The organism is Paenibacillus sp. D2_2, assembly GCF_031199965.1.
In the GTDB taxonomy this organism is placed as follows: domain Bacteria; phylum Bacillota; class Bacilli; order Paenibacillales; family Paenibacillaceae; genus Fontibacillus.
In genome coordinates this window covers 1,681,379-1,695,911 of the sequence record NZ_CP133605.1, presented here as the reverse complement: position 1 = coordinate 1,695,911, position 14,533 = coordinate 1,681,379, and the positions used below count along the sequence as shown (strand labels likewise).

General features: G+C 48.3%; 7 protein-coding genes and 3 pseudogenes. 2 read left to right on the top strand and 8 right to left on the bottom strand.

The genetic code is table 11. The features are described from left to right. Positions 1–17 precede the first annotated feature (17 nt). From RE628_RS08420 to RE628_RS08385, 5 genes and pseudogenes are all read right to left on the bottom strand, one after another. Positions 18–299 (bottom strand): PD-(D/E)XK nuclease family protein, encoded by a 282-nt coding sequence (locus RE628_RS08420; RefSeq protein WP_309158335.1) that lies wholly within the window; start codon positions 297–299, stop codon positions 18–20. Between the two features lie 38 nt (positions 300–337). Further along, positions 338–2,605, bottom strand: a complete 2,268-nt coding sequence (locus RE628_RS08415) for a 3'-5' exonuclease (protein ID WP_309158334.1) — start codon at positions 2,603–2,605, stop codon at positions 338–340. Then, a complete protein-coding gene (locus RE628_RS08410) occupies positions 2,587–4,080 on the bottom strand; it encodes a UvrD-helicase domain-containing protein (protein WP_309158333.1) in 1,494 nt (497 codons plus the stop codon). The genes RE628_RS08415 and RE628_RS08410 overlap by 19 nt, the downstream gene beginning before the upstream one ends. Continuing rightward, positions 4,077–7,604: pseudogene (gene addB / locus RE628_RS29555) on the bottom strand (helicase-exonuclease AddAB subunit AddB). Before addB ends, RE628_RS08410 begins: the two are co-directional and overlap by 4 nt. Before the next feature lie 392 nt (positions 7,605–7,996). After that, a pseudogene (locus RE628_RS08385) lies at positions 7,997–9,044 on the bottom strand (2,3-butanediol dehydrogenase). A gap of 248 nt (positions 9,045–9,292) precedes the next feature. On the opposite strand from RE628_RS08385, the gene RE628_RS08380 reads away from it, so the two are divergent. Next, positions 9,293–10,321, top strand: a complete 1,029-nt coding sequence (locus RE628_RS08380; protein ID WP_375143058.1) for a LacI family DNA-binding transcriptional regulator — start codon at positions 9,293–9,295, stop codon at positions 10,319–10,321. Positions 10,322–10,423: 102 nt separating this feature from the next. Here the strand turns inward: RE628_RS08380 and RE628_RS08375 are convergent, their stop codons facing one another. Beyond that, the gene (locus tag RE628_RS08375; RefSeq protein WP_309159408.1) at positions 10,424–11,134 is read right to left on the bottom strand and encodes an acyltransferase family protein; all 711 of its coding nucleotides are present in this window, start codon (positions 11,132–11,134) and stop codon (positions 10,424–10,426) included. Then, on the bottom strand, positions 11,062–11,523 hold the full coding sequence (locus RE628_RS08370) for an acyltransferase family protein (RefSeq protein ID WP_309158327.1): 462 nt from the start codon (positions 11,521–11,523) through the stop codon (positions 11,062–11,064). The genes RE628_RS08375 and RE628_RS08370 overlap by 73 nt, the downstream gene beginning before the upstream one ends. Positions 11,524–11,664: 141 nt before the next feature. Between RE628_RS08370 and RE628_RS08365 the strand changes: the two genes are divergently transcribed. After that, on the top strand, positions 11,665–13,308 hold the full coding sequence (locus RE628_RS08365) for a glycosyl hydrolase family 28-related protein (RefSeq protein WP_309158326.1): 1,644 nt from the start codon (positions 11,665–11,667) through the stop codon (positions 13,306–13,308). 39 nt (positions 13,309–13,347) lie between these two features. Here RE628_RS08365 and RE628_RS08360 read toward each other — a convergent pair. Next, positions 13,348–14,528, bottom strand: a pseudogene (locus RE628_RS08360) (DegT/DnrJ/EryC1/StrS family aminotransferase). Between the last annotated feature and the right edge of the window lie 5 nt (positions 14,529–14,533).

The following is a 14,533-nucleotide window of genomic DNA, read 5'->3' as shown; positions in this document are numbered from 1 at the left end:
AAATTGGCCTCCTGTTGCTACAGCTTAATCACATCGCCACTATCGATAAAATACAGCCACTTCTCATCAACCGGCACACCTGTAATATCTTCAATCGCCTTGGCGTACAAATCTAACTGGAATCGATAGGATTCGGCCAGCGCTTCTACCCCGCCGCGGTGCTCCAGCACCTTGTCGCTCTTATAATCCAGTAAATATTGCTTGCCATCCGCGAAAAATAAACAGTCAACAACCCCTTGAATCAGGACCGTCTCGCCATCCAGTCCTGGAAGAACACATAGCCTTTCGGGTTCGCTCACCCTATCGTCCACTCTATCAACAACCAAACTATCAGAAGCTATATCCCCACGTCGCCATAGACTCCAGTCATCGCCGCTGGCGTAGCAAATTGCTCAGCTAGAGGTGCTAGAGTCGGATATGCCTCCGTAGCTGACAATCCGTAGCTAAAAGGCAGCTCGCGTCTGATCCAGTCCGCGCGGTCCATCATTTCTCCTACCGGGCTATTCCAGAATTCAGCGATACGAGCTGTATCAATCTCCGAAGCTTGCTCTACAGTCATAATCTTCTTCTCGATTAGTGTCTGTAGCAATTCTACTACTACAGCTTCATCTCTGCCTTGATCAAAAGGTAAATGCTGCATGACCGTATGATAAGCTGTTCCGCGTTCTGTTGGCGTCAATTTGGCCTGCTCCATGAAGCGAGGCCTGCGCAGATGCAATTTGAAATCCACCTGCTCTGCATTTTGAGCCATTTCTTGCTTCATTTCAGCAGTGGTGAACATATTGGTTGCACTTTCTTCTACATGATGCATCGTCTTCATCTCAGTCACCAATGTCTTAGCAGATATCCGAGTGGCCGCAGTATGAGGATATACCCAACTCAATCGGGACTCAATCAGTCGGTCAAGCTCATCCTGACCGGATTCCGCCGGTACGTCCTCATCTTCACCAGCCCCCTGTATATTCCAGCCGGGTTCCTCAACAGCTCCGTCCATTCCTGCTGCCGCTGCTTCAATCTGCGCCGCCGGTACTGCGACCTCTTGCGCGTTTACCAGCTCAATCGCCCACGACGCATGGTTGTCAGCAAGCGCTGAGCTTGTTATCTCCGGCAATCCACCGAGTCTGCGTAAATCAACAGCCCCAGCATGACGAATCAGTGCCGGACCAATCCAGTCAAGGTAACAACGTCCTCGTACGAGCACATAGTCCGGCAGCCGCTCATCCTGAACCTCGAGTACTCCACCCCAATTTTGTACGGACTTGGCCAGATCTTTGACTGACGAGACAAGAATCAGCTTTTCCTTCGGCCGTGTTAAAGCTACATAGAGCACCCGCATTTCCTCGGCCAACAGCTCCATTTGCGCCCGCCTACGGATTGCCAGATTAGGCAGGGTCGGATAACTGACTCTGAGTTCGCTGTCGATAAATTTCGGACCAAAGCCCATCTCTTTATGGATCAGAAAAGGCGCGTTCAAATCCTGCCGATTGAACATTCTAGAGAGTCCGGCAACGAATACAACCGGGAACTCTAGCCCTTTACTTTTATGAATTGTCATGATGCTAACCGCATCCTCTTGACCTTCGGCCGATGCAGCGGCGCCCAAGTCCCCTCCATTGTCCTTAAGACGCTGGATATAGCGAAGGAAACGGAACAAGCCCCTGGATGAAGCCGCCGATTCATATTGTGTAGCTCGATCATATAGCGCACGCAGGTTGGACTGTCTCTGCGAACCTCCCGGCAAACCACCGACCCATTCCAAATAACCAGTATCGCGATAAATCCCCCAGATTAAATCGCTAAGTTCACCTTCGCGGGCACGGCCACGCCACTTACTAAGCTGATTAAGAAAACGCCGCAGCTTAACGACCAGCTCCGTCGAATCACTATCCTCTGCAATTGACCAACTGCTCTGCGAACCGGTATCAGCCAGATCCACTACCCCTACATTCCTGTCTTCACCCTGAGCAGCATTCATAACAGCTTCATAGAAATGACCGCGCTCAGCTGCGAGGCGTATCTCCGCCAATTCTTCCTCCGAGAAACCATATAGTGGGGAACGGAGAACAGCAGCTAGCGGGATATCCTGAAGTGGGTTGTCGATCACTTGGAGCAGCGACAGCATTGTATCTACTTCCGAGGCCTGAAAATATCCCTGGCTCAGCTCAGCCGCAGCCGGTATCCCCTCTCGCCGCAGCTCTTCGATCATCACGGGTGCCCATGACAATGTAGATCTCAGCAAAATCGTCATATCCCGATAGCCTACCGGACGCATGGTTTTTAATTGCTTATCATAGATTTGCATCGGCGGACGTCCGCCTTCTCCCAGTAGCTTACGGATTCGCTCCGCTATCGCCCGTGCCTCCAGCTGTACAGCCTCAAGCTCAATAGATTCCTCCATCTCGCCTCCGCCATCCGCTCCGTCAGCGTTATCTGCTTCAGTCACAGAAGTCGAACTGTCCTTGCTGCGATCGATCAAGAGCAGCTCGGGGCGATATTCATCACCGCTACGTTCGATGTCAGGGAAGCCCTCGCCATACACGAGTTCAGCTCGCTTGTCGTAATCGATCTCCATAACGCTCTCGTTCATCATCTGTCTAAACAGCATATTGACCGCGTTAACAACTTCTTGGCGGCTGCGAAAGTTCCGGGCCAGGTCGATTCTAAGGCCCTGCTCGCCGATCTCATCTCCGTAACTGCGGTACTTCTGCAGGAATAACCCGGCTCCGCAAGTCGGAACCGATAAATACTCTGCTTCACATCGCCAACCATGAAGCGATTTCCAGGAGCAGTCCGAGCAATCAGGGAGATAATATCCTCCTGAACGGTATTCGTATCCTGATATTCATCGAGAAGCACTTCATCATATTGAGCTTGATACTCGACAGCAGCTGCAGATGGCTGCAAATCTCCCGGACTCGAATCAGGATGCCTCAGAATTTGCAGGCAATAATGCTCCAAATCAGCAAAATCAAGCCAGCCTCTAGCTGTCTTGTCCGCACGATAGCGAGCCCCAAACTCAGTAATCAGCTCGGCAAGCTCCTTCATCAACGGCGCAGATTGCTGCAGCTCGCCTAAATAGGCCTCTGCCGTGCGTCCGAATAGCTGGGTCTGCAGTTCACTGACCAGCTTCTTCGCTTCCTCGCGCAACGCCTTAGCTCTCTCCTGTAGCAATGGGTCAGTCTGATCCTTCTTGCATGGCTTCAGCTTGCCAAAGCTTGCGGATTGAAAAACATCATAAAGTTCGGACCATGGACGCCCCTGGACCGCAGCCAATAAATTCCCGATCACTTGTAAATCATCCTCAAATGTAATCGTGTATGGCTGGGGACCTCCCGGAGACTCAGCAATCGTACGAGCCTGCCTTAGCAAATCTACAGCCCCGATCAACGCGAGCTCCGTATCACGGATAATGCTTTGAACCCACAGGCTGTTCTCAAGCGTAGCGGCATCCGGAGCAGCAAATGCTTCAGCCGCTTCATTCAGCCATTGTTCTGGCCAAGAATGGCTCTGTGCGAAATCATACAGCTTCAACACGAGGGAGAATACCGCATCGTCACTACGCTCGCCGCCAAACCAGTCAACCAGACTTAAGAAACGATTTCCCTCCTCAGCCGAAGCATATTTGTCCTCAAACAACTGCTCTAGAACCTCTTGCCTGAGCAGTGCCGTCTCGCTCTCTGAAGCAATCCGAAAGCCTGGATCAAGCGGGATCAGAGTATAGTAGCGCTGGATCACTTCCATACAGAAGGAGTGCAGCGTCGTAATCGAAGCGCGGCCAAGCATGGCCAGCTGTCGTGTTAGATGCTCATTGTTAGGATCCTGCGTCAGCTCTTTCTCCAGCGCTTCGCGAATCCGCCCCCTCATCTCCGATGCAGCCGCCTTGGTGAACGTAGCGACAAGTAGACGATCGACATCAAGCGGATGTTCCCGCGAAGACAGCTTGCGGATGATTCTCTCAACCAGCACCGCCGTCTTACCTGAACCAGCTGCCGCCGCGACGAGAATATCCCCGCCCGTCAGCGTAATAGCACGCCATTGATCATCGCTCCAGAAGCTTCCTTGCGGCTTCGGTATACTCATTCTCGTTCATCCTTTCTGCCCAGCTCATCAAACAGCTGCCAAATTTCATTCTTACCCGGCTTACTCAGCACTTGATAGCCGTTATCCTCCTGACTGCCTTCAAATCGGCACACCGACCGGTAAGAACAGTAAGTACACGCAGTCTCGCTGCCTAGCCGATAAGGAGCGATATCTACGTTGCCATCGGTAATACTCGTGCCGATATCCGCAATAATAGTGCGTACAGAACCAAGCAGTGATTGCCACTGCTCTAACGTAGCTACGGCCGCACTACTGTAGAAACCACCATCCGCCTTAACCGCGACCGGTAGGATATCCGAGTACCCTTTTTCCAGTTCATTGTCCATTTTGGAGATCACTTCCCGATCAGCTAGCAATAGACCCTTCAGTTTAAACCTCTTCAGCATCTCCGATTGCGCCTGTTCGGCGCTCATACCATTACTGCTCTGCAGCAGCGGATTATGCACATGGAAATAGAGCGTGCCTGCAGGCAGCGCAGGTTCTCCAAGCCAGGCCTCGGCAGAGGATAATAGTACGTCTAAGTACGTAAGCATCTGCAAGGATAGGCCGTAATACACTTCATGCAACCTCAGATCTGTCTGGCTCGATTTATAGTCAATGACGCGCAGCAGCAAGCCTTGATCGCCCTCTGCCACATCTACGCGGTCGATTCTACCTACGATCTCCATAACACATCCATTAGGCAATTCAAAAGTGAGCGGCGGCAATGTACGTCCTGGACCGAAGTCCAACTCTAGACCAATCGGCTCGAAGCTACCGCGGCGTGACTGCTCACCTAGGATAATAGATGCGCGACCGACGATATTTTTCAGTTTGCGTGTAATATAGCCATAGCGATGCGAGCTGAGCAGAATTTCCCCTTGCAGCTTAGGAGCCAGCTTGTCTACCGTAGACTCAGCCTCCTGTAAGCACTCCTCGGCTGTTAAGCTACCCCAGCTCCGGTTCTGATCTTTAAAATTGAGCGCCATCATGCTCAGTGCAGCATGAAATAGTTGGCCAATGTCCGGTGCCTGCAGTCGGTAAATTTGTCGTTCCTTCAATTTCAAACCGTAAGCTGCAAAATGTGAGAACGGGCAAGCCGAAAATTTCTCCATTCTGGATACGCTTGTCCGTAGTCTTTTACCGTATAGCTTGTGACTAGTTGCAGGGGTAAGTCCGTTAGCACGATTGCGATAGTTCAAGGAGCCGAGCAGAAACTTCGTCGTATCCTGCCACTCTTCCTTAGATCTGTACCATTCAAGTACATGCCACCATACCGGAGATACCTCTATGCCTGACCTCCAATTCCGCAGCTGCGCAATTAAGTTCGTTAAAGTAGGAAGAGGTCGGTGTATATACTCTAACGGGTTGTCTAGTGGTTCGCTTCCGCTAGTCCCCCGCTCAGATAACCCTCCCGCAAATCCGGGAAAATCCTCTTAATCTGGCGTATGACCTCGGATGGAATCAGCAGCTTGCCCTCCTCATCCGCGATGGGGTAACTAAGCCATAATGAATGGCTGGCCGCGGTAATAGCCCCGTAGATCAGAAATCTCTCATCGAGTAGCCTACGCGTCATTCCCGGCGCCAGTTCAAGTCCGACTTCATTTAGACGCACACGCTCCTGGTCACTAAGCACCCCTTCCTCCTGAAGATTCGAAGGCATAATTCCTTCATTAATCCCGAGCAGGAAGGCATGTCTGACATGGCTAGTCTGCGTCCGGTCCGTACTCCCTACCAACACCTGATCCAAGGCAGGCGGAACCAGGCCTAGCTTTAGATCCTTCAGCCCTGTCTCCAATATGCCAGAGAACATCTCAAGCTCTAGCGTCTCATCGCCCATCATCTCTACGATTTGATCAAGTAATCCCAGCACAGCGTCCCAAAGTTGCCGATGCTCCAGCGCAAGCTGCGGTTGGCCTTGTACAAGCGCGGCATGAGCCATCGTATCAAGCCGCTGCGGCGCCTCGATCTGCTCCAGCAAATGATAGACAGCTGCACACATCTCACGCACATTCCCTGAGCGTTTAAGCCGTTTCTCAAAGGCAGACAGAGGTGTACTAACCAAGCTCCTGCACTGTTCTAGGCGACGGAGCTGTCTGTTAGCGGCCATCCCCTCGCCGTTCGCATCCTGCGTCAGTTCCAGCGACAGACTCGGGGCACTCTTCCACGGCCGTCCATCATACCAGCGATAGCCCTGAATACCACTGGCGAGCACATAGTTCTCTAATACGTCCATATCCTCACGTGTGAGGCTGCCATCCAGAGGAAGAAGGAACTCGCTCTTCACGCAGCGGAACACATCCTCATAACGCCAGAACCTAAGTACCACATCAAGCGCGCCACGAATGAACTCCATGAATGGATGATGGAGAATGCTTGCTTTTTTATCCATAAAGAACGGAATTTCATAATCGGCGAACACGGGACGAATCACATGCTCATAATCCTGCAAATTCCGCACAAAAATAGCCATATCTCGCCACCGAGCACCCTCATCCCGAGCCAGTCTCACCATCTCACGCGCCGCTCCCTCTACCTCGGCCAATCTATTTACGGAACCATACATGAGAAGCGATCTGGACATATCTCCGGGCGCAGTACCTCCCGCCATGGAATACGACGTTCATAGGCGTACTCAAGATAAGAGAGCGTGTCGCTATGCTTGAATCTAGGGTAAGGTCTGTTATCCAGCAACACAGTATCCTTAACCTCTATACCTGCTGCCAGCGCCAACTCGCGAAGCTTCATATATGTAACCGCCGTTGGATAGAACAGATTAAGCTCATGTGGCGACATTCCGTCATCATAAGCGCGATCCAAGGTCAGGGCTACCGTAACACTGGAGGCTATCTTCATAAGCGCCTTAAGCGCTAAATATTCCTGCGGGGTGAAGGTTTGGAAACCATCTATCCAAATATTCGCACCGCGTAAGTAGGACGATTCTCCCGCCCCTTCCGCAAGCTTGAACACATGGTCCTCTGCATCAATATAAAATTTAGACAGCTCCGTATCGAACTCATGGAAGACAATACTCAGATCGCTCATCTTATCTTTTAACAATGATGAGGTTCTTGAGGTGCTATCCAATAGATCGATATGCTCCTCCAAGCGTGAGAAATCGGCATTATGCTTCTTCAATTCAGTATATAAATCATTCATGCGCTCAATCAGACCGAGCTGATCGGCTGACTTCCCGAACAGCTTCAATTCATCTTGATGGCGTCTGACGATTTTGTAGAGCAACATTTTCTTGCCTTCCTCACTGATCGGTACAAGCGCAGAACCTCCCGTCTCCTGCATCACCCGCAGGGCAAGACGACGGAAACCCAGAACCTGAGCCCGTACCGTCCCCTGCAATCCAGGAGTATTTAGAATAGCTTGTTCGATCTGGAAGGTCCCTGTTCAGGAGCAAGTAAAATCAGCGGCGCCCCCATCGGATTTGATCTCAGCTCATCGGTGATTGCATCCAGTATCATACTGCTCTTGCCGCTGCCCGAACGGCCGATTATGAATTGAAGTGACATAAAATTCCTCCTAACGCAACTTGGAGTCCGTTCCTTTAATTTATTGTATGATTCAGTATATCACAGAAAATAAGAATGTACGTTCCTAGAAGTGGTCAAAAAGTCCCCTTTTGATCACGTAGTAACTCAGGAAGCGATCTCGACATTGAATCTTGAATTCAGCCGGGCTTTCCGGTACTCACGTACAAACTACGTACGCTCCGCTCCTCAATCCCTAGCTTCATACAACCTTCTCGGTGCTGAAAATCGGATTTTTTGACTCTCATTAATAGCTAATTCAATAATTGCCTTCTAGTCAATAGAAGATATCGCCAAAAAAAACGATGGCCCCCGATTTAGAACAGGGAAACCATCGTCAATACAGGCTTTATATGAAATTATTTATAAATCTCTTATTCTGCTTTAACGAGAATCTTCACTTGATTCTTCTCTTTTAGAAGGGCTTCAAAGCCTTCCTCGATAACATCATCGAGTTTGATCCGCTTAGTTACCAGCTTATCAGCCGAGAAGTATCCTTGACCCATTAAGCTGATTACGGCTGGGAACACATTGCGGTAGCCGATGATACCTTTGATACTGCGTTCCTTCATAACGACATTGTTAGGATGGAGAGCCGCTTCTTCTCGAAGATGCTGACGATCATCAATTCGCCACCAATTCTTGTCGAGTTCAGTGCTTGAGTAAACACTGGAGGAACACCTGTAACTTCGAAAGCAACGTCTACGCCACCATTTGTACGTTTATGAAGTTCTTCGACTACATCATATTCTTTCGGATCGATGACGATCGCACCAAGCTCCGTTGCTTTTTGTTTACGTTCAGGAGAAAGCTCTACTGCATAGATTTCTGATGCGCCGGAAGCTTTAAGAGCCTCGATAACGAGCAAACCGATTGGGCCAGCGCCGAATACAACCGCTTTGTCACCGACTTTAAGCTTGCTTTGACGGACAGCATGAAGTGCAACAGCGGAAGGCTCCACCAATGCACCTTGCTCATAAGAAACATTGTCCGGAATTTTATGAACCATAACTTCATCAGCAGCTACATATTCGGAAAAACCTCCACCGCCACCTGCCAGGCCGAGGAATCCCATTGTGGAGCACAAGTTATAAAAACCAGCTTTACAAGCCTCACAATGACCACATGCGTAAATTGGCTCGACAGTAACACGATCGCCAGCCTTAAACTTAGTTACTCCCTCACCTACTTCAACAACTTGTCCGGAAAATTCATGTCCCATTACGATTGGAGCTTTTTCCCGGTGATTGGATGTGGTGTACCTTCAGGAATAAAGATTGGTCCTGCCGTATATTCATGTAAGTCGCTGCCGCAAATACCGCACCATTCGACCTTAATTTTCACTTTACCCGGTTTAGCAGTCGGTTCTTCAATATTTTCTAAGCGCAAGTCTCTTTGGCCATGCCATCTTAGTGCTTTCATCTATTCCATCCCCTTAGATGTATTAAAAATAAATAAATTCAGCATATATTCGGAAATCTATATTTTTTTCGGAAACGTTTCCTAAAACAAATCTATCACTTTGCTTATGAGGTGTCAACGGATTCGTTAGATTTAGCAGTGATTTAAATCACAAAGCATATATATAAATCGGCTTATAATATAATACTTTTGTGAATTTGTGTTATAATTATGGAAATGATTTCGATGTGATAAGGATGGGATCCTATTTGAATAAAAGTAAAGTTACGATAGAGGATGTAGCCGCCAAAGCTGGCGTGGGGATTGCAACTGTCTCTAGAGCTATTAATAATCTGGGTGGAATCAGCCCGAAGACAAAAGCAAAGGTGATGCAGGCGGTTGAGGAGCTTGGTTTTGTCCCTAATTCCAATGCACAGAACCTGAAACTTCGCCAAACAAAACAAATCGCTCTGGCTGTACCTGATATCCGCAACGCTTTTATTCCAGAAATCGCTTATTCCGTCGAACAGGTAGCGAAATATTACGGTTATCGTGTCGTTCAAATCAATACCCTGGGAAATGTACGATCGGAATTAGAAGTGCTGCGCGATATTAAGAAGCTTCATGTGGATGGACTCATTATTTTGCCGCTGGCTTATCCTAAAACGCTCAAGGATCTAATTAATCAAACCAAGCTGCCTATCTCTATCATCAATTATGGCAAGAAATTAGATCCGGATACTAAAGCAGACATTGTTAGTCTCTCCACCCAAGAAGGCAAGCTGGTTATGGAACATTTGATCAGCATTGGAAGGACAAGAATTGCTTACGCGGGTGCGCAGAAGGAAATTATCGAGGAGAGATTTTTCACGTATGAGGACGCGCTTGATCATGTAGATCCTTCGCTCGTCTATTTCGGTGAGGATTTCTCGCTTCAGACTGGAGCAAGAGCTGCCGATCATTTCGTGAACCTGACCCATATGCCGGACGCCATCTACGCAGGTAACGATATGGTCGCGATCGGACTACTGAACCGATTCAAGGAACTCGGCATCCGCGTACCTGAAGATATCGCTATTGTCGGGATTGACAACAATATATTGTGCACGATAACTACGCCCAAGCTAAGCTCCGTGTCAATTATGGGCTCTGAAGTAGCCAAGGTAGCGACCGAGCTGCTGCTGCAGCGTATTCAAGAACAGAAAATAGGTCTATATGAGCGTGTACAGTTCGAACCAAGACTATTCGTTCGAGAATCCAGTCTGGCTCGCACACATACAACCGAGTATATTGATTAAATATAGATATCGGCAAAATAACGATGGCAGGTCATTCTAATGACCTGCCATTTGTATGTCTGGCCCCATTCCTATTACTCCATGGAAATTAGATAGGGTGTCTTAAGTCGGAGTTGTTGGAATCTCCTTGGTTGTCGGCGTATTGCTTCGATTCATTCTTTTACCAACCCGCCCAAATATATATTCTCCGCCTGGAATACGATTCGCTATTTCCATTACAATAGCTGAACCCACTACACACCCAACAAATTGCAGTAGAACGCTTAACAGTCCTAAATTTTGCAACCCAAATGAGGAAGGTATCTTAACAAAAATAGCTAGTAGCAAAGGATGGAGCAAATATATGCCGAAGGAGTATCTGCTGCACCATTCCAGCACACGAGGTACTTTCCGCATCGAAGCAGCTATTGTGAAGAGGAACAGGATCATACTCGAAGCGAATAGAAGCATATCGATTCTTTTAGAGGAATGTGCCGTAATCCAGCCTTGTTCGTTCACGAATAATACAAGCGCCCCAGTAAGAACTGGTAGCACATACACAACTATGCGGAACTTTTTCAACTTTTCTCGGAACCATGCCTCATTTCGCCCCAAGTAGTACGCAACTGTAAAGTAAAAAATCCATCCTGGTGAGAATATCCAGTACATTTTATCCCAAATGTAATGAGCGACTGCCGTATCTGCAGGTTGGGTAAGGTTGAAGAAACCTAAGTATGCTACGTTTATTACGAATGATGCAATCAGTACGTTGCGGGGAGTGAATCGCTTCGCGTAAGTAAGAAACAAAGAGTACAATGCATAAAACTGAAAGATAACAAGGATAAAATAGCCATGAAAGTCGCCAAGCAGTAGATGCCGCCATAAATAATACCAAAAGGATTGAAGAAGTGGAATCCCTGACTACTCGCCATATCCACCCCCTTTAAACCTGCATACAAAGTACCAAAAAAAATGTAGGGCAAAAGAATATACTTAACCCGCTTCCTCCAGAATCCCTCAGGAACCCGATCTGGGTAAGCATAAGACAATACAAATTGAGAGATAAATACGAATACTGGCGTCCCGAAAGTGAGCAACAGACCAACCAACTCCACCCAAGGTGTATCCGCATCGTAGACCCGGTACAAGGCATGCAGCAATGCTATGCTCAAGCAGGCTATACTGCGCAGAACAAACATTTCAGCATTCATTTTACGTTCCATAATGAATCCCCTTCCATTCTTACGATTAGTTACAAACTACTACCTTCACAAAATCAGGCTTATAGAGTGTAGTTTTGTACCTTACACCCTCTACTAGACTGGCATAATCTAGAGAATCATAGAATGAAGGAGAGGACACTTATGGCAACTTCCCCTATCCCAGACGGTTCGGTGACAACGTCCACCATTGCTAATGAAGCAGTCACATCTAGTAAATTGGATCCTGAAACAAATGGGTATGTGAACATACGATCGTTTGGTGCCAAAGGTAACGGTGTCGTGGACGACACCATAGCTATTCAAAATGCGATCAATGCTGGAAACAGCGGCGGTAAGGTTGTCGTCTTCCCACCTGGCGTGTATAAAGTCTCTTCCGGCCATATGCGTAATTCTTCAAATTTGGAATGGTGGTGCATTCGAATTCCATCCGAAGCCAATCTACACTTTGAACCTGGAGCCAAGCTAGTACTGGACTCGAACCCACCATCGGACACTCGAGTTCTTGTCATCTTCAACGCTTCTAACATAATAATATCTGGAAGTATCGAAATAGACGGAAGCGCTTCTACTGTGAAGTCAGCAGTCAATGACCAGCTTCATGGCTTATTCATTTCCTCTTCGCAGAATGTATGGATTGAATCGGTATATTCTCATGATTGCTACGGTGACAATATTTTTGTTGGTGGGACGGAAGAAGTCCCCTCCGTCAATATACAGATTGGCTATGCACGCTGCGAGACCGCAGGACGCAAAAACTTCGTTATCCATTATGTCGATCAGCTCCATGTTAACTCAGCGGTACTAAACAACAGCCGTGGCGGAGCACCTAACTTTACTGGTTCCGACTCGCTTCATCTGGAGCCAGACGAATTCAAGGGAACTCGCAGTTTTTATCAACGCTTCGACTCCGTAACCACAACGGGTTGTGGGAATAGTCTATCGACCGGAATCACGGATGAGTTGGCGAGGTTATGGACACTTGATATCGGTTCTCTCGACATGCGCGTAGGAGGGACCGATAACCCTGCACTTTTGTCTTACGGGGTAACATTGAAGATCAACCACTTGTCCATTAAGTCTATGGACCATAAAGCCAGCTACGGACTGCAGACGATCTATTCGCAATTTATCGACATCGGAAGTGCCCGAATCCACGGGATCGGAGGTCCTGCGATCTATGCAGCGTTCAGCTCCGGTTGTAAACCGAGGCTGCATATCGGATCGCTTGAAGTGTATAGCTCTAGTTCCCCTTTAGCAAGCGGCGTGAGAATCGACGGCGGGGATCTTTATATTGGAACGCTCGATGCGCAAGACTTAAACGGCAATGCCTTACAATTATTCACAACAGAGAACGATACGATGGTTACTATCGATAACATGATCGTCCGCAACAGTGGATCCAATCAGGTTGTACTATTATCTTCCTATGGAGCGAATAAGCCCTTCGTGCACCTTAACAACGTGGCAGTATTCGATACCCGAACAACCAAAGTGAAACGTATACTAGAATTCGAGACCTTGGTTGCTATGCAAGGTACAACCCTTGGCACCCTGTACAATCCGTATTCAATTACAGAATGGTTCTCTACCTACGGCAATTTCAAAAGGGCTCTTCGACTCACTGGAGGTACACTGCTCCCTGCGGTATTCATCGTAGAGGGTTCTCCTGAGGGGATCTTATTCGCTCCGATCGGAAGTCTGGCTATGCGATTAGATGGTACGGGACAATCCACTCTGTATGTGAAGGAGAGTGGAACAGGAACGATCGGTTGGAAGGCCAAATAATCAATGAAAGTAGTTACTACTCTCACCTTAAGATGCACTTTATCTGTTCTCGATACATGTCTTAATTGTATTGATCACCCTTGCCAGTTCCTCGTCCGTTATAGAACTTCCCGAGGGTAGGCATATACCAGTTGTGAACAATTTATCGGATACGCTATATTCCTCTGAGTGCGGATAATATGCGGAGCTAGCGAATAAAGGTTGGAGATGTAGTGGTTTCCACACCGATCTAGCTTCGATATTGTTATATTCAAGGCAAGCTAGAACTTGTTTCGCTGAGACTCCAGCAAGCTCTTCATCAATCGTTAGCGCACTCAACCAGTGAGTGCTGCGGCAATTCGGCGCTTCCGGCATAAAATCAATGCCAGGATAGGATGCCAAGTGGTTCATGTACGTCTGGTAAATCTGCCGACGTCGTTCGACTCGCTCCTCGAGCAGCTCAAGCTGTCCACGTCCAATAGCCGCCAATAGATTACTGAGCCGATAGTTGTAACCCATCTCAGAGTGTTGATAGTGTGGTGCAGCGTCACGGGCTTGTGTAGCCCAGAAACGTGCCTGTTCCAAGGCGTCAGTATCGTCCGATACGAGCATCCCCCGCCCGAGGTCGTAATGATCTTATTGCCGTTAAAAGAATAGACGCCAAACCGTCCCCAGGTACCGCTAGCCTTTCCATGATAGGAAGCACCTAATGATTCGGCCGCATCCTCTATCAAGGTGATCCCATATCTTGTACTGATCTCAGCAATAGGCTCCATATCTGCACTCTGTCCATATAAATTGACAACAACGGCAGCTTTAGGCAAAGCCCCCTCGTCAGCCATATATTGGCAGGCGCGTTCGAAGGCCAATGGGCACATATTCCATGTCCTTGGCTCTGAATCTACGAATACAGGTATAGCCCCTAGATATAGAATTGGATTAGCGCTTGCTACGAACGTAAGCGTCGAGCAGATTACGTAATCTCCTTGTGAGACGCCAGCAAGACGCAGCGCAAGATGAATTGCCGCCGTTCCAGAGCTTAAGGCAAGCGCGCCTTTGGAACCGGTATAAGCAGCAATCTCATTCTCGAAGGCGTCGACCTGAGGCCCAAGTGGTGCAATCCAATTGGATTGAAATGCTTCCTCAACGTAGGACTGCTCCCGTCCGCTTAGATGCGGTGGAGATAACAGAATTCGCGACTGAACGCTCGTTTGCTGGATACTCGTTTGCCTAACACTCATGAGAG